This window comes from Streptomyces sp. NPDC029836 (genome assembly GCF_055574495.1).
This window is the reverse complement of record NZ_JBVHZI010000001.1, coordinates 338,687-362,533: the sequence shown is the minus strand read 5'-3', so window position 1 is coordinate 362,533 and position 23,847 is coordinate 338,687. Positions and strand designations below refer to the sequence as shown.

Annotated in this window: 26 protein-coding genes; 13 read left to right on the top strand and 13 right to left on the bottom strand. The window is 72.7% G+C overall.

Translation table 11 applies throughout. From position 1 onward, the window contains the following. Positions 1 to 47: 47 nt before the first annotated feature. Positions 48 to 1,001 carry a hypothetical protein gene (locus ACZ4XJ_RS01760; protein ID WP_468494921.1) on the bottom strand — a complete coding sequence of 318 codons (954 nt, stop codon included), beginning with the start codon at positions 999 to 1,001 and terminating at the stop codon, positions 48 to 50. Positions 1,002 to 1,232: 231 nt separating this feature from the next. Here ACZ4XJ_RS01760 and ACZ4XJ_RS01755 point away from each other — a divergent pair, with 231 nt between their 5' ends. Next, positions 1,233 to 1,493 carry a hypothetical protein gene (locus tag ACZ4XJ_RS01755; protein WP_362884481.1) on the top strand — a complete coding sequence of 87 codons (261 nt, stop codon included), beginning with the start codon at positions 1,233 to 1,235 and terminating at the stop codon, positions 1,491 to 1,493. Between the two features lie 81 nt (positions 1,494 to 1,574). Here ACZ4XJ_RS01755 and ACZ4XJ_RS01750 read toward each other — a convergent pair whose 3' ends face one another. The 3 genes from ACZ4XJ_RS01750 to ACZ4XJ_RS01740 form a co-directional block, all read right to left on the bottom strand. Next, positions 1,575 to 1,757 carry a hypothetical protein gene (locus ACZ4XJ_RS01750; RefSeq protein ID WP_362884480.1) on the bottom strand — a complete coding sequence of 61 codons (183 nt, stop codon included), beginning with the start codon at positions 1,755 to 1,757 and terminating at the stop codon, positions 1,575 to 1,577. A 60-nt stretch (positions 1,758 to 1,817) separates the two neighbouring features. After that, positions 1,818 to 2,687, bottom strand: coding sequence for a D-hexose-6-phosphate mutarotase (locus ACZ4XJ_RS01745; RefSeq protein WP_468494920.1), 870 nt, complete (start codon positions 2,685 to 2,687; stop codon positions 1,818 to 1,820). 91 nt (positions 2,688 to 2,778) lie between these two features. Beyond that, the gene (locus ACZ4XJ_RS01740; RefSeq protein WP_468494919.1) at positions 2,779 to 3,204 is read right to left on the bottom strand and encodes a hypothetical protein; all 426 of its coding nucleotides are present in this window, start codon (positions 3,202 to 3,204) and stop codon (positions 2,779 to 2,781) included. A 266-nt stretch (positions 3,205 to 3,470) separates the two neighbouring features. Here ACZ4XJ_RS01740 and ACZ4XJ_RS01735 point away from each other — a divergent pair, with 266 nt between their 5' ends. Then, positions 3,471 to 3,638: a hypothetical protein gene (locus ACZ4XJ_RS01735; protein ID WP_362884475.1), complete on the top strand. Its 168-nt coding sequence runs from the start codon at positions 3,471 to 3,473 to the stop codon at positions 3,636 to 3,638. A 140-nt stretch (positions 3,639 to 3,778) separates the two neighbouring features. Here ACZ4XJ_RS01735 and ACZ4XJ_RS01730 read toward each other — a convergent pair whose 3' ends face one another. Further along, positions 3,779 to 4,726, bottom strand: a complete 948-nt coding sequence (locus ACZ4XJ_RS01730; RefSeq protein ID WP_468494918.1) for a hypothetical protein — start codon at positions 4,724 to 4,726, stop codon at positions 3,779 to 3,781. A gap of 664 nt (positions 4,727 to 5,390) precedes the next feature. Between ACZ4XJ_RS01730 and ACZ4XJ_RS01725 the strand changes: the two genes are divergently transcribed. Next, a complete protein-coding gene (locus ACZ4XJ_RS01725; protein ID WP_362884496.1) occupies positions 5,391 to 6,011 on the top strand; it encodes a nucleoside/nucleotide kinase family protein in 621 nt (206 codons plus the stop codon). A gap of 72 nt (positions 6,012 to 6,083) precedes the next feature. Further along, entirely contained in the window at positions 6,084 to 7,025 is a 942-nt protein-coding gene (locus ACZ4XJ_RS01720; protein WP_468494917.1) for an ATP-grasp domain-containing protein, read from the top strand. A gap of 15 nt (positions 7,026 to 7,040) precedes the next feature. Here the strand turns inward: ACZ4XJ_RS01720 and ACZ4XJ_RS01715 are convergent, their stop codons facing one another. After that, complete coding sequence (locus ACZ4XJ_RS01715) at positions 7,041 to 7,778, bottom strand: LamG domain-containing protein (RefSeq protein ID WP_362875669.1); 738 nt, start codon at positions 7,776 to 7,778, stop codon at positions 7,041 to 7,043. A 130-nt stretch (positions 7,779 to 7,908) separates the two neighbouring features. On the opposite strand from ACZ4XJ_RS01715, the gene ACZ4XJ_RS01710 reads away from it, so the two are divergent. After that, positions 7,909 to 8,358, top strand: a complete 450-nt coding sequence (locus ACZ4XJ_RS01710) for a DUF4440 domain-containing protein (protein ID WP_468494916.1) — start codon at positions 7,909 to 7,911, stop codon at positions 8,356 to 8,358. Positions 8,359 to 8,803: 445 nt separating this feature from the next. On the opposite strand, the gene ACZ4XJ_RS01705 is transcribed toward ACZ4XJ_RS01710, so the two are convergent. Beyond that, the gene (locus ACZ4XJ_RS01705) at positions 8,804 to 9,409 is read right to left on the bottom strand and encodes a hypothetical protein (RefSeq protein WP_362875667.1); all 606 of its coding nucleotides are present in this window, start codon (positions 9,407 to 9,409) and stop codon (positions 8,804 to 8,806) included. Between the two features lie 200 nt (positions 9,410 to 9,609). Further along, positions 9,610 to 10,038, bottom strand: coding sequence for a DUF2690 domain-containing protein (locus tag ACZ4XJ_RS01700; RefSeq protein WP_468494915.1), 429 nt, complete (start codon positions 10,036 to 10,038; stop codon positions 9,610 to 9,612). A gap of 205 nt (positions 10,039 to 10,243) precedes the next feature. Here ACZ4XJ_RS01700 and ACZ4XJ_RS01695 point away from each other — a divergent pair, with 205 nt between their 5' ends. Further along, positions 10,244 to 11,491 (top strand): sensor histidine kinase, encoded by a 1,248-nt coding sequence (locus ACZ4XJ_RS01695; protein ID WP_468494914.1) that lies wholly within the window; start codon positions 10,244 to 10,246, stop codon positions 11,489 to 11,491. Beyond that, the gene (locus tag ACZ4XJ_RS01690) at positions 11,488 to 12,153 is read left to right on the top strand and encodes a response regulator transcription factor (RefSeq protein WP_362875664.1); all 666 of its coding nucleotides are present in this window, start codon (positions 11,488 to 11,490) and stop codon (positions 12,151 to 12,153) included. Before ACZ4XJ_RS01695 ends, ACZ4XJ_RS01690 begins: the two co-directional genes overlap by 4 nt. 13 nt (positions 12,154 to 12,166) lie before the next feature. Here the strand turns inward: ACZ4XJ_RS01690 and ACZ4XJ_RS01685 are convergent, their stop codons facing one another. Further along, positions 12,167 to 12,628 carry a DUF7144 family membrane protein gene (locus tag ACZ4XJ_RS01685; RefSeq protein WP_468494913.1) on the bottom strand — a complete coding sequence of 154 codons (462 nt, stop codon included), beginning with the start codon at positions 12,626 to 12,628 and terminating at the stop codon, positions 12,167 to 12,169. Positions 12,629 to 12,838: 210 nt separating this feature from the next. Here ACZ4XJ_RS01685 and ACZ4XJ_RS01680 point away from each other — a divergent pair, with 210 nt between their 5' ends. The 3 genes from ACZ4XJ_RS01680 to ACZ4XJ_RS01670 all read left to right on the top strand — a co-directional run bounded on the left by ACZ4XJ_RS01680 (position 12,839) and on the right by ACZ4XJ_RS01670 (position 15,917). Further along, entirely contained in the window at positions 12,839 to 13,429 is a 591-nt protein-coding gene (locus tag ACZ4XJ_RS01680; protein WP_468494912.1) for a hypothetical protein, read from the top strand. Between the two features lie 125 nt (positions 13,430 to 13,554). Next, positions 13,555 to 14,112, top strand: coding sequence for a PadR family transcriptional regulator (locus ACZ4XJ_RS01675; protein WP_362875661.1), 558 nt, complete (start codon positions 13,555 to 13,557; stop codon positions 14,110 to 14,112). Between the two features lie 80 nt (positions 14,113 to 14,192). After that, on the top strand, positions 14,193 to 15,917 hold the full coding sequence (locus tag ACZ4XJ_RS01670) for an acyl-CoA dehydrogenase family protein (RefSeq protein WP_362875660.1): 1,725 nt from the start codon (positions 14,193 to 14,195) through the stop codon (positions 15,915 to 15,917). Positions 15,918 to 15,984: 67 nt separating this feature from the next. On the opposite strand, the gene ACZ4XJ_RS01665 is transcribed toward ACZ4XJ_RS01670, so the two are convergent. From ACZ4XJ_RS01665 to ACZ4XJ_RS01655, 3 genes are all read right to left on the bottom strand, one after another. Continuing rightward, on the bottom strand, positions 15,985 to 17,340 hold the full coding sequence (locus ACZ4XJ_RS01665; RefSeq protein WP_362875659.1) for a radical SAM protein: 1,356 nt from the start codon (positions 17,338 to 17,340) through the stop codon (positions 15,985 to 15,987). Positions 17,341 to 17,410: 70 nt separating this feature from the next. Further along, positions 17,411 to 17,623: a hypothetical protein gene (locus ACZ4XJ_RS01660; protein WP_468494911.1), complete on the bottom strand. Its 213-nt coding sequence runs from the start codon at positions 17,621 to 17,623 to the stop codon at positions 17,411 to 17,413. 154 nt (positions 17,624 to 17,777) lie between these two features. After that, positions 17,778 to 18,515 (bottom strand): VanZ family protein, encoded by a 738-nt coding sequence (locus tag ACZ4XJ_RS01655; protein WP_468494910.1) that lies wholly within the window; start codon positions 18,513 to 18,515, stop codon positions 17,778 to 17,780. A 129-nt stretch (positions 18,516 to 18,644) separates the two neighbouring features. Between ACZ4XJ_RS01655 and ACZ4XJ_RS01650 the strand changes: the two genes are divergently transcribed. Further along, positions 18,645 to 19,331 (top strand): DUF4230 domain-containing protein, encoded by a 687-nt coding sequence (locus ACZ4XJ_RS01650; RefSeq protein ID WP_468495433.1) that lies wholly within the window; start codon positions 18,645 to 18,647, stop codon positions 19,329 to 19,331. 28 nt (positions 19,332 to 19,359) lie between these two features. Here ACZ4XJ_RS01650 and ACZ4XJ_RS01645 read toward each other — a convergent pair whose 3' ends face one another. After that, positions 19,360 to 20,808, bottom strand: a complete 1,449-nt coding sequence (locus ACZ4XJ_RS01645; protein ID WP_468494909.1) for an amidase — start codon at positions 20,806 to 20,808, stop codon at positions 19,360 to 19,362. A gap of 244 nt (positions 20,809 to 21,052) precedes the next feature. On the opposite strand from ACZ4XJ_RS01645, the gene ACZ4XJ_RS01640 reads away from it, so the two are divergent. Both ACZ4XJ_RS01640 and ACZ4XJ_RS01635 read left to right on the top strand, forming a co-directional pair. Beyond that, positions 21,053 to 22,882 (top strand): glycoside hydrolase family 15 protein, encoded by a 1,830-nt coding sequence (locus ACZ4XJ_RS01640; protein ID WP_468494908.1) that lies wholly within the window; start codon positions 21,053 to 21,055, stop codon positions 22,880 to 22,882. Between the two features lie 385 nt (positions 22,883 to 23,267). Then, a complete protein-coding gene (locus ACZ4XJ_RS01635; protein ID WP_468494907.1) occupies positions 23,268 to 23,822 on the top strand; it encodes a toxin-antitoxin system, toxin component in 555 nt (184 codons plus the stop codon). The last annotated feature ends 25 nt before the right edge of the window (positions 23,823 to 23,847 follow it).

Here is a 23,847-nt window from a genome sequence, read left to right as displayed (position 1 = left end):
CTCCACCATCACCCGGGGTCCCACACGCGGCCGCGCCGCAGCCGGTCTCAGGGCCGCAGGGCGCGACGCAGGGACATGCCGTGGTAGCGGCGCAGCCGGTACGCCTCCCAGACGGACAGGGCCGTCACCGTGACCGGCGCGCCCAGGACGAAGGCCAGGCGGGCGGTCGGCGGTACCTGGTCGTACGTGCCGTTGATCAGGTCCAGGACCGCCATCTCCCACACGAGCAGCGTGGCCAGGATCGGAGGCACCAACTCGTGGATGTCCGCGGTGCGGAAAACGTGGACGAGCGAGAGCCCGATGCCGTACAGGGAGAATCCGAGCGCCCACACGAACACCACCCCCATGGCGATCTTGCCCGGGAGGCCCACCGCGTCCCGCAGCCCCTGCCCCTCCGGCGCCACCACGATCACGGCGCTGAACATGGCGGTCATCAGCGCCGTTACGGTTCCGAGCGAGCGCAGGGCGCGCCGCAGGTAGAGGCGGCGTACGGGGCCCCGGGTGGCGGCCACGAAGGCGCCGACCACGACCGGGAAGGTGCAGGCCAGCACGAGCACGCTGTCCCAGCTCTGCGCGAAGCGGTCACTCGCGACTGCGCCGACGTCCGCGGCACTGGCGATCGCCGAGTAGGTGAACGTCAACGCGAGCCACGCGGCGGCGCCGAGCAGGGTCCGCCACAGCTGGAGCTTGTGCACCAGGGGATCCGAGATCAGGTCGGGGCGGGAGGGGCGGAAGACGCGCCGGGCGGCGTACACCGGGTTGATGACGAACCGCACCAGTTGTTGGCGCCGCGTCAGGAGCACCGGGGTGGGCGGGACGGGAGCGTACGGGTACCCCGGATACGGGCCTGCGGGCGGGTACGGGTACCCCGGCGGGTACGGGTACCCCTGCGGCGGCACCGGTGGCGCGGCGGGCGCCGGCGTCCAACCGGGTCGCGGGGGCGGTCCGCCGCCCTGACCCTCCGGAGGACCGTGGTATCCGCCGCCCGTGTACATGCTCATGTTCTCCACCCCTGCCGAGCCGTCCTGTTGAGCAACCGCATGCTACAAGCGGCCCGTACCGCCCAACGGTCCCGAGCGGGCGGAGCGCGGTGCGCGTCGGGGCCGTGACCCGTACGGGGCCCGGGCGCCGGACCGGTCGGGCGAGGAGGTCGGCCGACCGGGGCATCCGGAAAGGGTGGAATGCCGTGACGGGCCGGGATCATGAGCCGTTGTCTCTCCATGGACGATTTCATGGTGAAGATCCCGGCCGACTGGCTCTCCCGGGTGTTCCTCTCGCTGCGCCGCGGAACCTCGGAGGACGCCCAGGCGTCGGCCGCCGAGCTCCAGCCGTTCACCGAGAAGCCCGGGCAACGGGTGCCGGTGCCGCGGAGCACGGTGCTGCGTACCGAGCTGGCGCTCCAGGGGGAGTTGCGGCTCGTGGCGGAGGACGCACGGCGGAAGGAGCTGTCCGAGCAGGCCCGGTACCTGGTCAACACCCGCCTCAACCCGTAGCGGGAGCCCGTCGGAAGCGGAGGCCCGTCGAACGGCGGAGGGGGCCGGCCCCGGCCGGTCCCCTCCGGTCTCCGCCCGGTCTCAGGCCAGGCGGATCATCAGGCGGGAGCGCATCTCTCCCGCCGCTCTGCGGACCTCCTCGGTTCGCCCGTCGTCCTCCAGGGCGCACAGGAGCACCATCAGGGCCCTGGCCTCGTCCCCGCTGATCAGTTTCAGGCGCGGCTCGGTCACACCGTCCAGCAGCACGTCCAGCAATTCGTCCATGTCCCGGACAACGGAGAGCGGCCCCCGCACGTCACACCGGAGGGCTCCGCGGCGCTGCGGCTAACGCGCCCGGGTGCGCAGGGAGACCGCCAGCCGTGCGGGGTTGCCCGGGGCGCTGACCAGGGGGCGGGCGAGGCGGGCCGTCTCCACGCAGACGAACTGCCGGTAGCCGTCGTCGGTGAGGTCCGTCATCGTGTGCGAGAGCTCGGGGCCGGGATTCCAGACCACGACGTCGCTCTGGTGTCGGTGGCGCACCTCGATCGTGCGGCGCAGTCCCTCGTCATGGACCAGAGAGAGGGCGACGGGCTCGGTGTAGACCCGTTCGACGCGGCCGACGGGCCGCAGTTCCCGTTCCGCCGTGCCCCGCTCGTGGCGGAGGTTGTCGGTGTACCGCTCGCCCAGGTCGGTGAGTCCCACCGCGTCGATGTCACCGATCCGGATGTAGGTGTGCAGCGCGGCGGTGGTTTCGTAGTCGCCGTGCGCCTCCAGTTCGACGTCACAGGTCGCGCCGAGCACGATCCGGGCGACCAGCGCGAACGCGTGCGGCCACACGGCGCGGGTCTCTTCGGAATCGCCGAGGGTGAGGGTCAGCCGCACGCCCTCGGCGGACTCCTCGTACGCGTCGAGCTCCCACCGGGCGGTCCGCGCGAACCCGTGGGAGGGGCTGCCGGCCGGTCCGAACCACGGCCAGCAGAGCGGAACCCCGCCCCGCACGGCCTTCCCCTCGGTCCACTCCGTCCTCTCGCTGAGCCACAGACCCGGCTCACCGCCGGCGGGCTGCCAGCCGACGACCTGCGCACCCTGGAGGGTGACGGCGCCCCGCACCTCGGGGTGGTCGACGACGACCAGGGGGAGCTCTCCGATCCGGCGCAGGCTGACGGAGGGCGTCAGCCGTTCGGCGACGGGGAGGGCGAGGAGGTTCTCGTTCATACGGTGACTCTTCAGAACGGACGCCCGCCCCGTCAAACCGGCACCCCGGGCAGGCGGTCCTGGCACGCGGGGCCAGGACCGCCCACCGGATTCACGAGACGCCGCGCGGGCGCCTCAAGGCGTCCAGGACCGCCCGCGGATCGCACCCGAGGGACCTGATCTCCGCGTACGTGCCTTCGGCTTCCTCCCCCCGGCCCATCAGGGCCAACTGCTCCCCGTACCCGGCGAGCGCCGCCGCGATCAGTTCCTCCCACCCCTGTTCCAGCGCTCCCATCCGGCGGGCGGCGGACAGGGCCTCGGTCCGCAGGGCGAGGGCTATGTCGGGCCGGTCCCAATACTCCTGGGCGCTGTACGCGTACAGCGCCTCCACCAGCCGGGGCAGGTACGCGAGCGGACTCACCTGGACGAGTACGCGGTAGGCGGCGACCTGTCGGCGTACCGGCAGGGTCCCCGATGCGAGGAGGGACACCCGGGCCCGGAGGACTGCGTCGTGATTGATGTGCGCCGTGTGATCCATGAAGGTGATTCTGAAAGCCGCACAGGTGCCCAAACAAGGGCAATCGCCTGTGCCGTTCGTCCTACGAAAATGCCGCCTGACCTGTCATGATGGAAACGTCTTCACCCCTGTGCCCCCTCGACGGCCCGTCAGGACCCCTCGTGCGGAGGCCGAACCGCGATGTGACGAGATGCCATTGGGGGCGTTCGGGTGGAAAGGAACCCCCTGTGCAACCGCGCGCGGAGAGTGATGAGTCCTGACGTTCAGTGACGATCTCGGGAGGTTCGATGACCACCACACCGACGTACGCACTCTCGTCCCGAACGCCGAAGTGGGCGCTCGATCCCTACCGTTTCCCCGGCCTGCAGGACCTGGACGCGGACGATGACACCGACCGCCCCGACGAACGGCCGGTCCCACCCCACGCCGACGAGCCGCCGAAGTACGCACGCTGAGACGAGCCCGGGTGTACCGGCAAGCCCCATGAACGACCGACCGCCCGCCCGTGCGGCCGTGGGAACGGCGAGCACGGTGCGGGCGGTGTGGGTGGCGCGGTGTGAGTCGTGCGGTGTGGCGGGCGGCGGGCGCCGACCGGTCAGGCCCCGGACGGTGCCGTCGCGTCGGCGCTCTTCTCCGCCTTCGGCACCTCGGGCGCCGGACGGTCCGTACCGGGCCGGGGAGCGGTGTACATCACCGAACCCTGCTTGTTGTCCTTCTCGATGAGCCCCTTCTTGGCGAGGCCCTCCAGGGTGTTGCGCACCACCTGCGTGGAGGTGGACCGGCTGGGGTGGGCGGCCGTCAGCTCGGTGGACACCTCACTGACCATCCGGGGCTCCGCCGCACCGGTCAGCAGGGCCAGGACGAGCTCGCGCAGCGGCGGCTCGGCGACCTTGACGGCCTTCGGGGCCGCCTGCTTCTCCGTGGCCGGGGCGGCCTTCTCCGCCTTGACGGGGGCCGCCTTCGAGGCCTTGACCGGGGCGGCCTTCGAGGTGGCCGGGGCGCTCTTCACGGCGCTCGCGGGCGCCGCCGCCTCCGGGGCGGTCTTCGCCGGGGTCGCCTTCGCGGGGGCCGCCGCGGCCTCCGTCGTCTTCGCCGGGGCGGCCGCGACCGCCGCGGTCTTCGGCGCCGTTGCCGGCGCCGGCTTTGCCTTCGTCGCCGTGGCGGTCCTGGTCTTCGTCGCGGTGGCGCCGCCGGAGGGCTTCTTGGCCGGGGCCGCCTTCTTGGCGCGGGGCGCGGTGGCCGACGCCTTCTTCGCCTGCCGGGGCTTGGGGACGGCCCGGGTGGCCGGCGCCTCCTCGGTGGCGGGGAGCGGGACCGCGGTCACGGCCGCCGAGGACCCTCCCGCGAGGAACCCCGCCGGAGGAACCGCGCCCTGCGCGCCGCAGAGCCAGTCCTCGTCCGCCTTCAGTTGCTTCAACCGCGCTTCGAGCTCGGTGATCCGCGAGGAGAGGTCCTCCTGCTCCTTGCGGTTGGTCTCCAGATCGGCGGCGAAACGCTCCGCGTACAGGCTTTGGATGGGCGTGGTGTCCAGCTCGTCTGCCATGTCGGCTCGCTCTCCTGTGAGACCTGGTGTGTTGCTGCCGGATGGTACTCACCTGCGAGCGGCTGTAGTTGCCTCACGGCGAGATCCGCCCCGATCGGGGTCCAGGAAAGCGACATCCCGGCAATGAGCAGCGCTGAAACGCTCCTTCCGCACCGGCCGGAACGCGCGCGAAGGCCATGGGAGAGATGGTGCTCCCATGGCCTTCGTCCTGTCGCGCACGCCGCGGGGGGTTTGCGGGGCATGCACCTGGCGCGACATGAAGAGAAACGATCCGCCAGGGTCGAGGTCACGGGGGAGCGGCAACCGGTTTCCGGCAGGGCGTGCGTCGGGTGGGGCCCGGGCCCACCGGCCACGGCGCGACGTACCGGTATCGCGGGGTCCGGTGGCACTCACCTCGGCGCGTGGCTGAGACGTTCGACCACACCCCGCGGCCACACCTCTGCCCGGTATCTCCGGAGCACCCGCACACCGACCTGATCAGGCGAGCCGCGTGCCGCACCGGTGACAACTCCCGTGCCTCCGCACACCGCTGCGGGCCCGCCCCTTCGGTTCGCTGCGCTCCACCCGGTCGGGCAGGATGGGGCGGGTGGACACGACGGAGTCGCACGAGACGACGGAACGGGCGGGGTCGACGGAACGGGCCGGGTCGACGGAACGGGTCGACCTGTCGGAACGAGCCGACCTCACGGAGCGGGCCCGGGCGCTGGCCGCTCGGGGCGGGCGGCGGATCCTCGGGATCGCGGGGCCGCCCGGCGCCGGCAAATCGACCTTGGCCGGGCGGTTGGCCGCGGACCTCGGGCCCGCCCTCGCGGTGGTCGTGCCGATGGACGGATTCCACCTCGCCGCCGCCGAACTGGCCCGGTTGGGCCGGGCCGACCGCAAGGGGGCGCCGGACACCTTCGACGCGGCCGGCTACGCCGCCCTGTTGCGCCGCCTGCGCGACCCCGACGGCAGCACGGTGTACGCGCCGACCTTCGACCGTACGATCGAGGAACCCGTCGCCGGGAGCATCCCCGTGGCGCCGGGCGTGCCGTTGGTGATCACCGAAGGGAACTACCTGTTGCACGACGCGGGGGAGTGGGCGCGGGTGCGGCCCCTCCTCGACGAGGCGTGGTACCTCGCGCCCGACGACGCCCTGCGCGTCGCCCGCCTGGTCGACCGGCACGTGCGCCACGGCAAGGACCCCGCTCACGCCCGGGCCTGGGTCGACCGCTCGGACGAGGCCAACGCGCGGCTCGTCGCTCGCGGCCGCGAGCGCGCCGACCTGGTCCTCGACATCGGCTGAGCCCGGTGCGCCCGTGGATGCGATCATGAACGTGATCCCCTCGGACGACGAAGGAACGGGACGGCCGCCACCGTGAACGACAACACCGAAACCGGTGAGGACGACAGGGCGTCCTCCTTGCCCGGCAGCGCCCCGCGGGTCGCGCCGAGGGTCGCCCTGGCCACCGACGCGTCGGGCATCGCGCACGACACCGAACTGCCGCTGCTGGTCGCGGCCCTGCGCGCACGGGGCATCGACGCGACGGCCGCACGCTGGGACGACGCCGGCTTCGACTGGGCCGCCCAGGCCGCCGTGATCATCCGTTCCACCTGGCAGTACACGGGCCGGCTGGCGGAGTTCCTTGCCTGGGCCGACCGGGTCGACGCGGTGACCGCGCTGCACAGCCCCGCCCGCGTGGTGCGCTGGAACAGCGACAAGCGCTACCTCGCGCAACTGGCGGCCCTCTCGGTGCCGACCGTGCCGACCCGCTTCATCGCACCCGGCGAGGACGTCGTCCTGCCGGAGCGCGGGGACATCGTCGTCAAACCCTCGGTGTCCGCGGGCGCCCGCAACAGCGCCCGCTACACCCCGACGCAACGCGCCGCCGCCGCGGCCCACGTACGCATGCTCCAGGCGGACGGCGAGACGGCGATGGTCCAGCCGTACATGGACCGCGTGGCCGACGGCGAACGGGCCCTGGTGTTCCTGGGCGGTCGGTTCAGCCACGCCCTGCGCAAGGGACCGGTGCTCACGGACACCGGCCGCATCGACAACGAGCGCGCGCCCCACCCCGACCTGACCCCGCACGTGCCCGACGAGGCCGAACGGGACCTCGCCGCGGCGGCGCTGGCCGCCGCGGCGACGGCGGCCGGCGCCGTCGGGGTGTACGCCCGGGTCGACCTCGTGCGGGGCCCCGACGGCGCCCCGGTGGTCATGGAACTGGAGCTGATCGAGCCCAACCTCTTCCTGACGGCCGCCCCGGGCGGAGTCGACCGCTTCGTGGAAGCGGTCGCCGACCTGGTGGGGGCCGGTTGAACCGTTCCGTTCGACCTAACGCCGGTACACCCTGAGCTGGGACACCTCGTAGGACATCTCGGTGGCCGAGGGATCCGGGGCGGGGTGGTACCTGCCGGCGCATACCGACAGGTTGACGATGAGGTAGGCGCGCCAGGTGCGGCCCACCCCCCTGCCGTCGCTGAAGACGCGGGCTCCGTTGACCCACCAGACGACCGAGTTGCGACCGAACTCGACCTTCAGGTCCACCCAACCGCCGGGTCGCACCGAGGGGTCGCGGTGGTAGCGGTGGGCCTCCCGTACGTGGTTGGACAGCTCCAGCAGGTCCGGGTTGTCGGGGTGGTACTCGAAGACGTCGATCTCCTGACCGCCGTCGCGCCAGGTCCAGATCGCGGGCCACGCTCCCCGCTCGACCGGCAGTTTCACGCGGGCTTCCAGTACGTCGCCGGTGCGCACCATGAAGCCCTCGTCGCTGCCCTCGGTGGTGAGCAGGCCGCTGTCCCACTTCCCGTCGGGGCGCAGGGTCGCGCGGAAGACGCCGCCGCGGCTGTAGGCGGGGTTGGCCGTGAGGTGGTCGAGCTTGTTGTCGCGCGGGTTGACCGGGCCGCCGCCGGGATACGCCCACGAGCGGCCGGCGATCCACTGGGTGGGGGAGGTGAAGTCGGCGGTGAAGACGGGAGCGCTGCGCGGCGTGATGACCGCCGATCCACCGCCCCCCTTGGGAGTGAGACGGCGCGTGAGGCGCCGCAGCCATCCGGGTGAGTCCGTGTCCATGAAACAGTTCTGCCCACGGCGAGTGGAATCCATCCTCCGTTTCTCACGGTACGTGATGGAATGAACGCGGTGCGCTACTTCTGCGGCGGGATCGTTGCCGGGGCGCGAGGGGGTGCGCGAGGATGGGCGCGTGTCCGACGTGAAGCGCGAACTCGACCAACTGATGAGGACGTTCCTCGGCGCGTTCGACAACACCGGAGGTGGTGGGCCGCGGTTGGAAGCGGTGCGGGAGGTGTTCATTCCGCAGGGCATGATCATCAAGAACGTGGGGGGCGAGACCGTCGTCCACGACCTCGACGGGTTCATCGCACCCCGGGAGAGGATCCTCACCGACGGCACCCTGACGGAGTTCCGGGAGTGGGAGGTCGACGAGCGGACCGAGATCTTCCAGTCGATCGCACACCGGTTCAGCGAGTACCGCAAGGCGGGTTGCCTCGACGGGACGTGGTTCGAGGGTCGGGGTCGCAAGACCACCCAGTTCGTCCGGACGCCCGCCGGTTGGCGGATGAGCTCGATGGCCTGGGACGACGCCCCGGCCGACCCCGCGTGCATCGGGCCGCTCGCGCCGACCGGAGAGTGAGCGGAGCCGGGAGCAACGCAACGCCCGGGTGAACGCCGTTCCCGGTGCGCGGGCCGCGATGGCCGTGGAGTGGTGGCCGCGGCGGCGGGTGGACGGGCGCGGACAGGACTGGACGGTCACCGCCGCCGCCGGGCATGGAATGTGGACACCGCCCGACCCGAGGCTGTGCGTCATGAACCAAGGACGCACGAAGGGCGAGCCCGCCGCCCCACCCCGTGGCCGCCACCGCGCTCCTCGCTCTGCCGCCGACCGCCCCGCCCGCCGACCCGCCCCGCCCGCCGTGCCGGCGGCGCCCGACGGGGGACCGCAGCCGCCTCCGATCCCTCGTCCGGAGTGCCGTCCGCTACTGGATGCTCGCCGTCGCGGGCGGCGGCGCCTACGTCCTCGCCGCGGCCCTCGAACACCGGCGCCTGCGCACCCCCGCGTGGCTCCCGCGCTCCGAGGGTCAGGGCCGCAGGCCGGCCCGCCTGAGGGCGACCCCGGCCAGTTCGCCGATGACCTCCCGGTCCCCGCGCCGCCAGGCGTCGGCGAAACCACCTTCCGGGGTCGGGAGCGCGGCGAGGTCGCCCAAGGGGCCGGTGAGGGCGCGCAGGGCGAGCAGGTCGGCGCCTGCGGGGGTGTCGCGCAGGCGCCCCACGGCGTTTCCGCGACGGATCCAGCGCAGGCGGGCGGGAAGCCACAGCAGCAGGACGACGGCCACCGGGACGATGATCAGGGCCGCCGTGGTCAGGCCGGCGACCTCGGCGACGGCGTCCTGGAGTGACTGCCCTGCTGCGGCGAACCCGTTACCGGCGTCGGCCGCGGACCGGAGCGGCTTGCGCAGCAGTCCGCCCACGAGCGGCACGTTCGCGGCCGCGTCGCCGGCGTTGCCGAGTTCGGTGGCGAGGCCCGTGCCCGAACTCTCGACCCGCCGCCCCGGCTCGGCCAGCATCATGATCGCGTCGTGGACGGTCAGGGCGAACCACACCGCGGCGGTGATCAGTGCCACGGCGATCACGTCCGCGAGGACCTGGCGGCTCCGACGGGCGGGGGTCTGTGCGTAGAGGCGCATCGGCGTGCTCCGAGTCAGGACGTCGAGGAGGACCGGCCCCGCCGGGCGGGACCCGGCCGGTCGCTCGACCGTACGCCGGACTCCGCCCTTCCGGTGCGCTCCGTCGACGAACGTCCCCGACGAGGCGCCACCGCGCGTCCACCGGAACCGGCCGCGCGCTCGCCCGCCCCCCGTGAGCGTGCGACCGCGCGGCCGGGGTCTCAGTACCAGCCGGTACAGCGCACGGTGCCGGTGGTGTCGTTCCAGGCGCAGGCCCGCATCACCCAGCCCGCGTCGTCGTAGGGCGGGGTGTGCGTGTCACTGCCGGAGGTGACCGTGGTCATGCCCATGGGGCCGGTCCAGGTCGCGCCTCCGTTGGCGGACCGGTCCACCCACACCTTGTCGCCGGGGTCGGCGTTGAGGATCCGGCCCCAGGCGCAGCGGCTGGAGGTGCTGTACCGCAGCTCGATCCGGATGGAGTCGACGCTGCCCGTCTTCTTCGTGACCGCGTTCGACGTCGAGCAGGCCAGGGCCGAGGCCGCGCCAGTCGTCGCGGCGGGCGCCGCCTGCGCCGCCGTACCGGTGAGCCCGAGTCCCGCCAACACGGCGACGCCCGCCGTCAGGACGCCCATCCTCTTGTTGATCCGCACGTGATCCCCCTGTGGTGACCGGTGAAGTGATCCGCACGCCGGGCGGCGTGCGTTCGGACCTCCGTACGGTCTCCCGGATGCCGCCGTCCGGGCGTCCACCGCACAGTGGACTCCGTGGGTAAACCCTCGCGTCAGGACCGCGCCCCGGACCCCTCCACCCCTGGTATGACGACCCTCTTCGGGGGCCGCCGCGTACAGTGCGCCGATGCGCTTCAGGGTCTGGCCGGCGGACCGGCCCCGCTCCGTCGATCCGCGGTGGGCCGACGCCGCGTTGGCCTTGGGGGTGACCGCCGCCGCGGCCGTCGCCGGCCGGCAGTACACGCCGCCGGGCCGGCCCCCCTTCGACACCACCGCCTACCTGCTGACCGCGTGCGTCGCGCTGCCGCTCGCCGCGCGCCGGTCCGCGCCGGTGTTCGCGTTGGTGGCCTCCAGTCTCGGCTACGCCTGCTACCTCGCGGCCGGTTACCAACCCTCGCTGAACTTCTGGGCCCCCGCCGCGGCCCTGTACGGGGTCGCCGCCCGGCGTCCGCCCCGGACGGCCGCGGCCTGCGCCGCGCTGTGCGGGGCCGTCGTCCTGTGCAGCGGGCTGGCCGCCCCCGAGATCGGCCTGACCACCACGGTCGTGCAAGCCCTGGGCGTGCCGGCCGTGGTGTGGTTCTTCGGCAACGGGGCCCGCGTCCTGGACGAACGCAACGGGCAACTGGCGTCCCTGACCGCGCGGTTGCGTCGGGAGCAGGAGTGGCGCGAGCGGCAGGCGGTCGCCGAGGAGCAGCGGCGCATCGCCCGCGAACTGCACGACGTCGTCGCGCACCACATGGCCGTGATCAACGTACAGGCGGGCATGGCCGGTTACGTCTTCCCCACGGCTCCGGAGCAGGCCCGCGCGGCCCTGGGGACGATATCCGACACCAGTCAGGAGGCGCTGCGCGAACTGCGCCGCATCCTCACCCTGTTGCGCTCCGCCGCGGACATCGAGGACGGCGAGGCCGGCCGCGTCCCCTACGCCCCGATCCCCGGGCTGGCCGGTCTGGCGGACGTGGCCGAGCGCGTGCGGGCCGCGGGGGTCGCCGTCGACCTACGGACGGACGGCACGCCCCGGCCGCTGCCGCCCGGCGTCGAGCTGTGCGCGTACCGGGTGGTGCAGGAGGCCCTCACCAATGTGATCAAGCACGCGCGGCACGCGGCCGTCACCGTCCTCGTCAGCCACCGCCCCCACGCGCTGCTGGTGACGATCACCGACGACGGCGCGGAGGGTGCCGACGACCGTCCGGAACCGGCCAACGTTGCGTCGGGACCCGGGCACGGGTTGATCGGCATGCGCGAACGGGCGAAGCTCTACGGCGGAACGGTCGAAGCCGGTCCACGGACCGAGGGGGGATTTCGCGTGTGCCTCACTCTCCCGATCGCGGCCGGGTCTGCGGCCGGACCGCGGCGGAACGGACCGCCGGCATGATCCGGACCCTCGTGGTCGACGACCAGGTCCTGATCCGCGCGGGCCTCGTGGCGCTGCTGCGGGCGGCGCCCGGCATCGAGGTGGTCGGCGAGGCCGAGGACGGGGAGAGCGCGGTCGAAGCCGCCGTCCGCACCCGGCCGGACGTGGTCCTCATGGACATCCGCATGCCCGGCCTGGACGGCACCGCCGCGACCGAACGCATCCTCGCCCGGGCCGTGGACCCCCTGCCCCGGGTGCTGATCCTGACCACCTTCGACCTCGACGCGTACGTGTACGCCGCCCTGCGCGCCGGCGCCGCCGGGTTCCTCCTCAAGGACACCGGACCCGAGCGGTTGATCGAGGCGGTCACGGCCGTCGCCGAGGGCGACGTGCTCTTCGCCCCGAGCGTCACCCGCCGGCTGATCGAGGCCTACGTCAACCGCGCCGACCCGGTGCCGGACACCCCCGCGGGCCTGGACGTCCTCACGACCCGCGAGCGGGAAGTGCTGCGCCTGGCCGCGAAGGGGCTGTCCAACACCGAGATCGCCGAGCGGCTGTACATCGGCGAGGCCACCGTCAAGACCCACCTCAACCGGACCATGACCAAACTCGACCTCGACAGCCGCGCCCAGGCCGTGGTCGTCGCGTACGAGACGGGCCTGGTGGTTCCGGGCGCCCCGTAGCCGACCCGCGGGGTCAGGCGCCGGAGGCCCGGGAGCGGCCGCCGTCGGTGCACAGGGCCCAGATGATGAAACAGCTGATGGCGATGGAGATGACGGCCCAGATCGGCGTGTAGGGCAGCCACATGAAGTTGAGGACGATGCTGATGGCCGCCAGCACCACACCCACCGCTCGGGCCCACAGCGCGCCCTTGAGCAGTCCGGCGCCGACGACGACGAGCACGAGGCCGAGGATCAGGTGGATCCATCCCCAGGCCGTCACGTCGAACTTGAAGGTGTAGTCGCCCACCCGCGAGTAGACGTCGTCCCGGGCGATGCCGGAGATGCCCTTGATCACGCCGAGGACGCCCTCGATCAGGAGGAGGACCCCGGCGAACATGGTTCCGCTCGTGGCCCACGCGCTCCGGGCGTCGAACTCGTCACGTTCGCGGCCGCGCGGTGCGCCGGTGGGGGAGGTGGAAGGCGTTTGCTGTGCCACGGGAAGCTCCTTCGTGGGGCCGAGCGCCCGAAGGGGACGCCCGTCCAGCCTCCAAGGAGCGCCGTGCCCCTGACACCCGGACGCGTCCGTTCGGGTGACGGGCCGTCGTCCTCGCCGGAGGCCCGTCTCACTCCCTGATTACGGGATGGCACGCATTGGCGTTTTGTTTAAGCTGAGCGCCGCTCGTCCTCACGTCCCCAGGAGTCCCGCATGTCCACGCCCCCGCAGCCGGGTTACGGCTATCCCCAGCAGCCCTACGGTCAGCAGCCGCCGCCCGCGCCGAAGCAGGGCATGAGCACCGGCGTGAAGGTCGCCCTCGGCTGCGGCATCCCCACCGTCCTCGGCCTGCTCCTGCTCGGCGGGTGCGCCCTGCTGGTCGGCGAGGCGGCCAACGAGGTGGGCAAGGAGCTGGACAAGAACTACGACAGCGCCTCGGTCGCCCCCGACGCCCAGGGCAAGCCAGGTGACGCGCCGAAGGCCGGCAAGGACGCGGACATCACCCAGGACGCGAAGGTCACCACCTGCGCGGTGGAGAAGGGCGAGTTCGACATCAAGGAACTCGTCGTCGCCGTCGACTACGTCAACAGCGGTGACCGCCGGTTCACCTACCTGGTCGAGGGCGAGATCCTCGTCAACGGCCAGAAGAAGGCCGACCTGACCTCGCTAGGCCAGAACCTCGCCCCGGGCCAGAAGTACACCGACGACAAGGCCGGCGTGCTCGGCTACGAGATCGCCCAGTCCGCGAAGGCGGGCGACAGGATCGAGTGCAAGATCCTCAAGGTGTCCCGCAACTCCTACTGAGTTTCTCCGCCTAGCCCCTTCGAGGCCCCCGCCGGTACGCCGGCGGGGGCCTCGTCGTCGTGAGCCGTGTCTCACCGGGGCGCCGGCGCTTGTATGTGCAACGAGTTGCATAGAAGGATTCGGGCATGGCCCTTGAGCACGCGATCCTCGTCTCCCTGCTGGAGCAGCCGGGCTCCGGTTACGAGCTGGCCCGCCGCTTCGACCGGTCCATCGGGTACTTCTGGACCGCGACGCACCAGCAGATCTACCGCGTGCTCAAGCGCATGGAGGGCGACGGCTGGATCGACGTCCGAGAAGTGCCCCAGCAGGGTCGACCGGACAAGAAGGAGTACTCCGTCGCCGAGGCCGGCCGGACCGTCCTGTCCGCCTGGCTCGGCGAACCGATCCAGCCCGACAGCGTCCGGCACGAACTCGCCGTGAAGATCCGGGGGGCGGCCTTCGACGACGACCCCGCCGCCCTGATCCGCGAGGTCGAGCGGCACCACCTCGCGCACGCCGACCGGCTCACGCACTACCTGGCCGGCGAGCGACGCGATTTCACCGGCCCGGACGCCCCCGCCGCAACCGACGCGGGCCGCGAGCTCCAGCACGTGGTGCTCCGCGGCGGCATCGCCTACGAGCGGATGCAGCTCGCCTGGCTGGAGGACGTACTGGCCACCCTCCACCGGCTCGCCGAGCACTGACCCGCCCGGCTCCGGAGGCCGCCGGGAGCGGCCGCCGGCCCCGCCCCGTCACCATCCCCCGACCCGAAAGGCGCACACCGATGACCGACCCGCTGCTGTTCAACCCGCGCACCTACGACCCCGCGCACTTCGACCCCGAAACCCGCCGCCTGCTGCGCGCCACCGTCGACTGGTTCGAGGACCGCGGCAAGCGCCGGCTGATCGAGGACTACCGCACCCGTGCCTGGCTGGGCGACTTCCTGGCCTTCTCCGCGAAGGAGGGCCTCTTCGCGACCTTCCTGACCCCGGCGTCCGCCGCCGGCCCGCAGGAGACCGACAAGCGCTGGGACACCGCGCGGATCGCCGCCCTCAACGAGATCTTCGGCTTCTACGGCCTCGACTACTGGTACGCGTGGCAGGTGACCATCCTCGGTCTCGGCCCGGTCTGGCAGAGCGAGAACGCCGCGGCCCACCAGCGCGCCGCCGAACTCCTCTCCGAGGGGGAGGTGTTCGCCTTCGGCCTGTCCGAGAAGACCCACGGCGCCGACATCTACTCCACCGACATGCTGCTGACCCCGCAGGACGACGGGGGCTTCCTGGCCACCGGATCCAAGTACTACATCGGCAACGGCAACGCCGCCGGTCTGGTCTCCGTCTTCGGCCGCCGCACCGACGTGGAGGGACCCGACGGCTACGTGTTCTTCGCCGCCGACAGCCGCCACCCGGCGTACGGGCTCGTGCAGAACGTCGTCGACTCCTCGAAGTACGTCAGCGAGTTCCGCCTGGAGGACTACCCGGTCACCGCCGCCGACGTCCTGCACACCGGCCGCGCCGCCTTCGACGCCGCGCTCAACACCGTCAACGTCGGCAAGTTCAACCTCTGCACGGCGTCCATCGGCATCTGCGAGCATGCGATGTACGAGGCTGTCACCCACGCGCAGAACCGCGTCCTGTACGGCCGTCCCGTCACCGCCTTCCCGCACGTGCGCCGGGAGTTGGCCGACGCCTACGTCCGCCTCGTCGGCATGAAGCTGTTCAGCGACCGCGCCGTCGACTACTTCCGCTCCGCCGGCCCCGACGACCGCCGCTACCTCCTCTTCAACCCGATGACGAAGATGAAGGTGACCACGGAGGGCGAGAAGGTCATCGACCTGATGTGGGACGTCATCGCGGCCAAGGGCTTCGAGAAGGACACCTACTTCGCCCAGGCCGCCGTCGAGATCCGAGGGCTGCCGAAGCTGGAGGGCACGGTCCACGTCAACCTCGCCCTGATCCTGAAGTTCATGCGCAACCACCTGCTGGAACCCGCCGAGTACGCGCCCGTCCCGACCCGCCTCGACGCGGCCGACGACGCGTTCCTCTTCCGGCAGGGCCCGGCCCGCGGCCTGGGTTCCGTACGCTTCCACGACTGGCGTCCCGCCTTCGATGGGTACGCGGCCCTGCCGAACGTCGCCCGCTTCCGCGAGCAGGCCGACGCGCTGTGCGCGTTCGTCACCACCGCCGCACCCGACGAGGCGCAGAGCCGTGACCTCGACCTCCTCCTGGCCGTGGGCCAGCTGTTCGCCCTCGTCGTCCACGGCCAGCTGATCCTGGAGCAGGCCCGCCTGACGGACCTGGATCAGGACGTGCTCGACGAGCTGTTCGCCGTCCTCGTACGGGACTTCTCCGCGCACGCCGTCGAGCTGCACGGCAAGGACTCCGCCACCGCGCAGCAGCAGGCATGGGCGCTCGACGCGGTGCGCCGACCCGTCGTGGACGCCGACCGCTCGGCCCGCGTCTGGGCGCGGGTCGAGGCGCTGTCCGGGGCGTACGAGATGAAGCCGTAGCGGGCCGGGTCCGGACCGGGACCCGAACCCGGCCCCGTCGCGCGTGGCGACGGGGCCGGGGCGGCCGTCAGGCCTGGTCGCCCTCCAGCCCCTCCAGGCTGTCCATGAACGAGCTGACGGAGAACACCGCACGGCCGGGACCGGCCGGGCCGTAGCCGGGAGGGGAGCTCAGGCCGAACTCCTCCAGCGTCGCCCGGTAGGTCTCCAGCAACCGGATGTGGTATTCGAGCGGCGCGCCCAGCGGGTTGGCCTTGCCGAGCGGCGTCGTCGGCTCCGGGCACCAGGTGGTGAAGCGCGGCACGACGCCGTGCGACATGAAGTACCGCAGGCCCTCACGGGTCGACTCGATCGCCTCGCCGACCTTGGTGAAGCCGAAGGGCTCGGCCATCTCGATGCCCGCGACGAAGTTGGGGATCACGTTGCGCGGGCCGAACACCTCCGTGGACTCCAGGATCCGGCGGTGCCATTCGTCGCGGCCGACGTAGCGCTCCTTGCCCGGGCAGTGCAGTTCGAACAGGCGTCGGTCCCACACCTCGAAGTTGGGGTGGTAGATCCGGATGCCGTAGTCGTGGAAGCGCTGCACGTCGTCGCGGGGGAGGGCCTGGGCGACGACCTTCCCGGTCCAGCGGCCGGGGAAGCGCTCCTCGATGGCCTTCGCGTAGTGGCCGTAGAAATCGGCCTCGTCACGGCCGGCGACCTTGGAGGTGATCGAGCCTCCCGTGAGGGTGTAGGCCTTGGACGCGCCGGTCGTGTCGTACCGGTCGATGATCTCCAGGGCCTCCAGCACCTCCTCGACCGGCTTCACGCCGGTGTAGGGGCGACCCGCCGCCTTGTGCTGGCGCCAGTTGTGGTTGATGTCGCAGAACTGGCACTCCTCCTTGGCGCCGAAGTACTGGCACACCCGGAACACGGTCAGGTAGATCAGGTAGCCCCACTGGATCGTCGGCGCGACCTCCATCACGGACTTGCCGTTCGACAGCTTGTGCCGGTAGTACTCCGGCATCGGGGGCAGGCCGACGTCCGCGATCCGTGCGCCGTCCAGGTACAGGCCGAGCGTGCCGTCGTCGCCGCCGCGCACCACGTACGGGGAGTCCGGGTTGACCCGTACGGAGACGACGGTGCGGCGCAGGTCGTACGGGCCGCCGGTGAGGACGATCTCCTCGGGCGGCCGGTTGAGGGCGGCCGCGCCCAGCTCCGGCAGCGTGCGGTGGTCGAAGGAGAAGATGAAGTACGACTTCGGTTTGACGTCGCCGCTGCCGCCGTCGGCGGTGCCGCTGAGCGCGGACTCGTCGAAGGCCATGCCACCGCGCAGCAGGTCCTCCTTGATCACGGCTTCCCGGGGCACGTGGGGGAAACGGCCCATCAGGTCCTCGACCAGTGCGGTGCGGCTGACGCCGTCCGTGCCTTCTGCGTGCTGCTTCATTTCCGACTCCTCCAAGGTCGCGCGCCGGGGCGCGCGGGCGTGACGGCGGGCGCGGTGCCGTCGGCACGGTTCAGTTCGTCCGGACGTCCAGTGCCGGGGCCATCATCGCGAAGGCCCGCCCGGCCACCGCGGCCGGGTCCTGCCGGGCCTCGGCCCCGCATTCGCCGGCGCTCCACCGGCGCGGGGCCGCGTCGAAGGCGGTCAGCGCCGTGCCGCCGGGCCCGCTGCCCCGTCGGCCGGGAACTGGACGACCACGTCCTCCTCGGACGGGGTGGGCGGTCACCGGCCCATCGTAACCTCATGCCTCGGACGGCATTCGGGCGCGTTGTGGCATCGAGTCCCGGCGACGTCGGAGCGTGCCGGCAACGCCGGATCCGGGCCGGACCACCGGCGGCGCGGCGGTCCGGGGCGGGCGGGAGCCGTCGGAGGGAGATGACCTACGGACGTGCGGTGCGCGTTCCCGGCTCCCGCTTGAGCCACCGGTCGACCAGGCTCCGCGCACCGGTGCGGGTGTCCGCCGGCGGGCAGGTGTCGGTGCGGGGGAGCGTCTTGGTGTCGACGTCGACCTCCGGCGCCGGCCGGGTCGCCCCGTCCGGGGTCGGCCGCTCCTCGACCGGGCGCGGCCGGCGCTGCCACCAGTGGTGCCGGCGCGGGTGTACGGCGCGGCCCATGCGGCGGCCGAGGAAGAGGTACCCGAGCAGGGCCCCCGAGGTGTTGAGGATGACGTCGTCCACGTCGAAGGCGCGCCCCGTGACCAGCGCCCCCTGGATCAGCTCCACGAGCATCATCACCACGGCCGTCGTGAGCGCCACCCGCAGCAGCCCGCGGGCCTGCGGCAACAGCACGGGCAGCAGCACCCCGAACGGCACGCCCAGCAGGATGTTCCCGCCGAGCTGCTTCACCGCGTCCTTGACGGACGCCCCTTCCACGTAGGCCTCGATCGACGCGCCCGGGTGGACGTTGCTGTGCACCAGGGCGGCCGAGGCCGCCGACGGCTCCAGGGTGACGCGGGCCAGGGCGATGCTGAAGAGGACCGTCCCCACGAAGGCGCCCAACATCGCGAGGACGCGCAGCGCCGGATGGGTGGGCGGCCGGCGCGGTTCCGGCGGGACGGACGGCTGCCTGCGCCGCCAGGCCCTGCGGCGGGGCTCGGCGGCGTTCTTCGGCTCGTGCATGGTCACTCCCTCGGGAACCGTACGGTTGCTGGCGGCCGTGTACCCCGCCGCGCGACGTCCACGCCCGCCCGCCGCGACCGGCATGGACATGGCATGGATGACCATGAATTGACGGGGCATCCGGTCCGCATGGAGACCACAGCGAACGACACCGCGCCGTCCGCCGGACCCGACGCGCGGCGCAGACGCCGACGCCGGGCGGTACGGGCCGCCGTAGCCCTGGCGGCCGTCGCCGTCCTGCTCCTGGTCGCCGGCCGGCTCCTCCAACTGCCCGGCCTCGGTGACCTCTTCGGGACCAGGACCCACGACCGGACCGGTCCCGCCGTCCTCACCTCCCTGCGCGACATGAGCCGGTTGGAGGGAGCGGCGGGTGACTACCAGGTCGTGGTGGACCTGGAACACGACGCCCCCTTCCTCCCGGACGCGGTCCGCGGGACCCGCACCCTGTACGTCGGAGCCGGCTCCGTCTCGGCCTACGTGGAACTGGGCGGACTCGACGAAAAGGCCGTCGCCGTCGACGCGGACCGGACCGCCGTGACGTTGAAACTGCCCCACGCCGCCCTCGGAACCCCCGCGCTGGACGCGAAGCGCTCGTACGCGGTGTCCAAGCAGCGGGGCCTGCTGGACCGGCTCGGCGACCTGTTCTCGGACAATCCCTCGGGCGAACAGGCCGTGCAGAAGGTCGCGGTCCAGCGGATCGACGAGGCGGCCCGCGCCTCCGGCCTGACCGGGCGGGCCGAACGGAACACCACGGCGATCCTGGAGGGCCTGTTGCGCTCGCTCGGCTTCGAGAAGGTCTCCATCTCCTACGCGTGAGCGCCGCCGACCGGGGCCCCGGCCGAGCTCACCGGCCCCGACCGGCGCCGTGCGGGTCGACCCGGTCGACCGGGTCGATCGGCGTGAGGACCCCGAGGCGGTCCTCGACCGCCTGGGCCGCCTCCAGGCACAGGTCCTCCCGGAAGGCCCGCCCGACGATCTGCACGCCGCACGGCAGCCCGTCGAAGACGCCGGTCGGCACGGCCACGGCGGGGACGCCCACGAAGCTGGTCACGGTGCACAGCCGCATCCCCGCGGCGACCCGGTCCCGGCCGGCCCGGTCGCGGGACTCCAGGCCCGGCTCGACGGGCGGCTCCGTGAACGAGGGCCCCACCAGCAACGGGTAGGAGTCGAGGAACTCCGCCCAGGAGCGCCGGATGTTCATCCAGGTACCCATCAGCCGGACGAGTTCCGCCGCGCTCGCGGGCGGGGTCCGTTCCATCGCCATCGCGATGTAGCGGTCTCCGCCCGCGCCGAGCAGCGTGCGCACCGCCGGCCAGGAGGGGGCGAACTCCGTCATGGTGATCCGGCCGTAGGCGTCGAGGGCCTCCTCCATGCGCGGAACGTCCGCCGGCTCGCACACCTCGTACCCGGCGTCCCGCAGCGCCCCGGCGGCGGCCTCGACAGCCGACCGGACCGCCGGGTGCACGCCGAGCCGGCCGGGGTCCGTCACCACGGCCACCCGCACCGGCTCCGGCAGGGCGCCGCCGTAGAGCGGTACCGGAACGGCCCGGGGGTCGCGCGGATCGGTGCCCGCCAGGACCTCGTACGCCAACCGCAGGTCGGCCACCCTCCGGGCCAGGGGGCCGTCGGTGACCAGCATCTGGGAGGCCGGTCCGGGGTCGTCGGGGCCCAGGACGCGGTGGTCCGCCGGGAACCGCCCCGTGGTCGGCTTCAGCCCCGCGACGCCGCAGAACTGGGCGGGGACGCGGATCGAGCCGCCGGAGTCGTTGCCCAGGCCGAGGGCGGCCATGCCCGTGGCGACGGCCACGGCGTCGCCCCCGCTGCTACCGCCCGGGGTCACGGCGGCGTCCCACGGGTTGACGGTGTCGCCGAAGAGCTCGCTGCGGGTGTGCATCCCGGCCAGGATCAGGGTGGGCACGTTGGAATGCCCGAGGGGGATGGCGCCGGCGGCGCGCAGCCGGGCCACCGGCGGTGCGTCGGCGGCCGCCACCAGGCCGCGGAAGCGGGGGACGCCGAAGGTGGTGGGCACGCCCTCGACCGGAGTGCTCTCCTTGACCGTGAAGGGCACCCCCGCGAGCGGCCCGAGCACCTCGCCGGCGGCCCGGGCGCGGTCGGTGCGGGCCGCGGCGGCGCGCGCCCGGTCGGCGATGACCCGCGTCACCGCGTTCACCGCGGGGTTGACCGCGGCGATGCGCTCCAGGTGGCTGTCGACCAGTTCCGCCGCCGACACCTCCCCACTGCGCACGGCCGCCGCCTGCCGGCCCGCCGACATCTTCCACAGGGCGTCACGCATGACCGTACCCGTCTTCCGTACTCGTTCCGATGCGCTTGTATCGGTACTGTATCCCGCCAACCGATACGAGCGCATCGAAAAAATGGCGGCCGGAGCCCCGCCTCCCACCCGCACCGCCCCGGGGCGGCACCTCACCCGGAGGGCCCACCCTGATGGACCGCCCGGTGGGCACCCACCAGGGTGGAGGTGGGCCACCTCCCGCCCCTGCCGGGCCGGGCGGCTCCCACAGCCGAGGAGACTGCCGATGCGCCGCTACCCACCGATCGCCGAACACGGCCTGATCGGAGACCTCCAGACCTGCGCGCTCGTGTCCTCCGACGGCGTACTGGACTGGTTCTGCTCCCCGCGCTTCGACTCGCCCAGCGTCTTCGCCGGCCTCCTCGACCACGACCGGGGCGGCCACTTCGCGATCACCGCCGACGCCGCCGACGTCACCACCCGCCAGCTCTACCTCGCCGACACCGCGGTCCTCATCACCCGCTTCCTCACCGCCGAAGGCGTCGGCGAGGTCATCGACTTCATGCCCGTCAGCGCAGAGCACACCGCCACCGACCGCCACCAGGTGGTCCGCGTGATGCGGGTGGTGCGCGGGGTCGTGCGCTTCGCCCTGGAGTGCCGCCCCCGCTTCGACTACGGCCGGTCCCCCCACACCCTGACCCTGGACGCCGCCGGCGCCCGGTTCGACAGCCCGGACGCCACCGCCCACCTCCAGGCCGTCGGCCCGGTGCCGCTGGAGGCCGAGGGGAGCGACGTGCGCGCGTACGTCACCCTGGCCGCGGGCGAACGCGCCGCCGTCGTCCTGACCGTCCGCGACGCCGGCGGCGAGGCCCCAGAACCTCCGACCGTGGCGGGCACGACCGACGCGTTCACCGCCGTGCACTCCTTCTGGCACGCCTGGATCGGCCGGTGCACCTACCGCGGCCGGTGGCAGCAGATCGTCAACCGCTCCGCCATCACCCTCAAACTGCTCACCTACGCGCCCACCGGCGCCCCCATCGCCGCCGCCACCATGGGCCTGCCCGAGCAGGAGGGCGGCGAGCGCAACTGGGACTACCGCTACACCTGGGTCCGTGACGCCTCCCTGTCGGTGCGCGCCATGCGCGACCTCGGCTTCACGCAGGAGGCCGACGCCTTCCGCGACTGGCTCGGGCAACGGCTCTACGACGGGGGCGCGCCCAACGGCGAACCGCTCCAGATCATGTACCGCGTCGACGGCGACCCCCACCTCACCGAGGAGATCCTCGGCCACCTGGAGGGTTGGCGCGGCTCGGCCCCGGTACGCGTGGGCAACGGCGCGGCCGACCAACTGCAACTGGACATCTACGGCGAGGCCGTCCACGCCCTCGCCCAGGTCGACCACATCACCCACGTGATCGGCTACGACGGCTGGAAGCGCTTCGCGGGCCTGCTGGACTGGCTGTGCGAGAACTGGGACCGGGCCGACGAGGGCATCTGGGAGACCCGGGGCGGCCGGCAACACTTCACCTACAGCCGCCTCATGTGCTGGGTGGCCTTCGACCGGGGCATCCGCCAGGCCGGGGCCAGCGCCCGCCCGGCCGACCTGCCCCGCTGGACCGCCGCGCGCGACGCCATCCTGGAGCAGATCATGACCCGCGGCTGGAGCGAGGAACGCGGAGCGTTCGTCCAGCACTACGACACGACCGTCCTGGACGCATCCCTGCTGCTGATGCCCCTGGTCGGCTTCATCGCGCCGCAGGACCCGCGCTGGCTCGCCACCCTGGAGGCCATGGACGCCGAACTCGTCGTCGACAGCCTCGTCTACCGCTACGACCCAGCCGCCTCCCCGGACGGGCTGCGCGGCGCCGAGGGCACCTTCTCCCTGTGCAGCTTCCTGTACGTGTACGCCCTCGCCCGCTCGGGCCGCCCGGGGCAGGCGCGGTACGCCTTCGACAAGATGCTCACCTACGCCAACCACGTCGGGCTCTTCGCCGAGGAGATCGGACCCACGGGCGAGCAACTGGGCAACTTCCCCCAGGCCTTCACCCACATCGCCCTCATCACCGCCGCGCTCACCCTCGACACCGAGCTCGACGAGGCGGCCGGAAAGGGCTGAACCCCACCGGGCGCCGGTACCTCCCGGTGGGGGCCGCCGGAAGGACAGGCGATTTCCTGCCACCGCGACGTCGGGTTGGCCGGACAATCGTGGATCTCCCGCCCCGTATGTGGCAGTCTCGGGAAACCGCAGGGTGCGAACCGTGCTCCGCCGTCCCGTCGCGCCGGGGCGCCGACTTCGCCGAGCACCACCGACCGGAAGGCCGGTGACCGGAGTCCCTCCGCGGCAGCCGGGGCGACCGTACGGACAGCTGTACCCCGCCCCGCGACGAGGAACGCGGGAGGTTGTCCACCGGCGCCGGCCGGGAGCGTCACAGGTTCGTGGAACAGCGTCACAGGGGGAACTGGTGTTCAAGCAGCGGGAGATGCGGCGGTCGATCGCAGCCATGGCGCAAGCGATCGCCCATCTGGAAGCCCCCGTGGAGGGCGCGACGATCTGCCGCGCGCTCTGCGAGGCCATGGGCGATCGGCGCGACCGCGAGATCGAGTTCCGGACGACGTCCTTCCCGCCCGGCATGGCCAGCGGACTGGCGCTCGACCTCGGGTCGAGGGACCTCATCGTCGTGGAGGAGCGGACCGTACCCGAGCACCAACTCATCATCACCGGACACGAACTCCGACACCTGGAACTCGGCCACTGCCACCAGCACGTCACCGAGGGAACCGCGACCGCCCGCCTGCTGCGCCACGACTCGGACCTCCAGGACGTCGTCGCCTCCGCCCTGGCGATCGCCGGCCGCCAGATCCCCGCCCTCCTGCGGTCGGGCGGCACCGCGGCACGCCAACACGAACGCGAGGAACAGGCCGCTGAGCGGTACGGGCTCGAACTGGCCCACGCCGTACGGCACCTGCTGCGCGCACCCCTGCCCCACTTCCTCGACCGGGGCACCACCTCCGGCAGGATCGAGGTCGTCCTCGGCGGCCACGCCAGGCGGAGCTGACGCGACGGGCCCGGACCCCCGTCCG

Coding starts and splice junctions, on each gene's coding strand:
- ACZ4XJ_RS01760 (WP_468494921.1), bottom strand. CDS start 1,001: ATGAGCATGTACACGGGCGGCGGATACCACGGTCCTCCGGAGGGTCAG.
- ACZ4XJ_RS01755 (WP_362884481.1), top strand. CDS start 1,233: ATGGTGAAGATCCCGGCCGACTGGCTCTCCCGGGTGTTCCTCTCGCTG.
- ACZ4XJ_RS01750 (WP_362884480.1), bottom strand. CDS start 1,757: ATGGACGAATTGCTGGACGTGCTGCTGGACGGTGTGACCGAGCCGCGC.
- ACZ4XJ_RS01745 (WP_468494920.1), bottom strand. CDS start 2,687: ATGAACGAGAACCTCCTCGCCCTCCCCGTCGCCGAACGGCTGACGCCC.
- ACZ4XJ_RS01740 (WP_468494919.1), bottom strand. CDS start 3,204: ATGGATCACACGGCGCACATCAATCACGACGCAGTCCTCCGGGCCCGG.
- ACZ4XJ_RS01735 (WP_362884475.1), top strand. CDS start 3,471: ATGACCACCACACCGACGTACGCACTCTCGTCCCGAACGCCGAAGTGG.
- ACZ4XJ_RS01730 (WP_468494918.1), bottom strand. CDS start 4,726: ATGGCAGACGAGCTGGACACCACGCCCATCCAAAGCCTGTACGCGGAG.
- ACZ4XJ_RS01715 (WP_362875669.1), bottom strand. CDS start 7,778: ATGGACACGGACTCACCCGGATGGCTGCGGCGCCTCACGCGCCGTCTC.
- ACZ4XJ_RS01705 (WP_362875667.1), bottom strand. CDS start 9,409: ATGCGCCTCTACGCACAGACCCCCGCCCGTCGGAGCCGCCAGGTCCTC.
- ACZ4XJ_RS01695 (WP_468494914.1), top strand. CDS start 10,244: ATGCGCTTCAGGGTCTGGCCGGCGGACCGGCCCCGCTCCGTCGATCCG.
- ACZ4XJ_RS01690 (WP_362875664.1), top strand. CDS start 11,488: ATGATCCGGACCCTCGTGGTCGACGACCAGGTCCTGATCCGCGCGGGC.
- ACZ4XJ_RS01680 (WP_468494912.1), top strand. CDS start 12,839: ATGTCCACGCCCCCGCAGCCGGGTTACGGCTATCCCCAGCAGCCCTAC.
- ACZ4XJ_RS01675 (WP_362875661.1), top strand. CDS start 13,555: ATGGCCCTTGAGCACGCGATCCTCGTCTCCCTGCTGGAGCAGCCGGGC.
- ACZ4XJ_RS01670 (WP_362875660.1), top strand. CDS start 14,193: ATGACCGACCCGCTGCTGTTCAACCCGCGCACCTACGACCCCGCGCAC.
- ACZ4XJ_RS01665 (WP_362875659.1), bottom strand. CDS start 17,340: ATGAAGCAGCACGCAGAAGGCACGGACGGCGTCAGCCGCACCGCACTG.
- ACZ4XJ_RS01655 (WP_468494910.1), bottom strand. CDS start 18,515: ATGCACGAGCCGAAGAACGCCGCCGAGCCCCGCCGCAGGGCCTGGCGG.
- ACZ4XJ_RS01650 (WP_468495433.1), top strand. CDS start 18,645: ATGGAGACCACAGCGAACGACACCGCGCCGTCCGCCGGACCCGACGCG.
- ACZ4XJ_RS01645 (WP_468494909.1), bottom strand. CDS start 20,808: ATGCGTGACGCCCTGTGGAAGATGTCGGCGGGCCGGCAGGCGGCGGCC.
- ACZ4XJ_RS01640 (WP_468494908.1), top strand. CDS start 21,053: ATGCGCCGCTACCCACCGATCGCCGAACACGGCCTGATCGGAGACCTC.
- ACZ4XJ_RS01635 (WP_468494907.1), top strand. CDS start 23,268: ATGGCGCAAGCGATCGCCCATCTGGAAGCCCCCGTGGAGGGCGCGACG.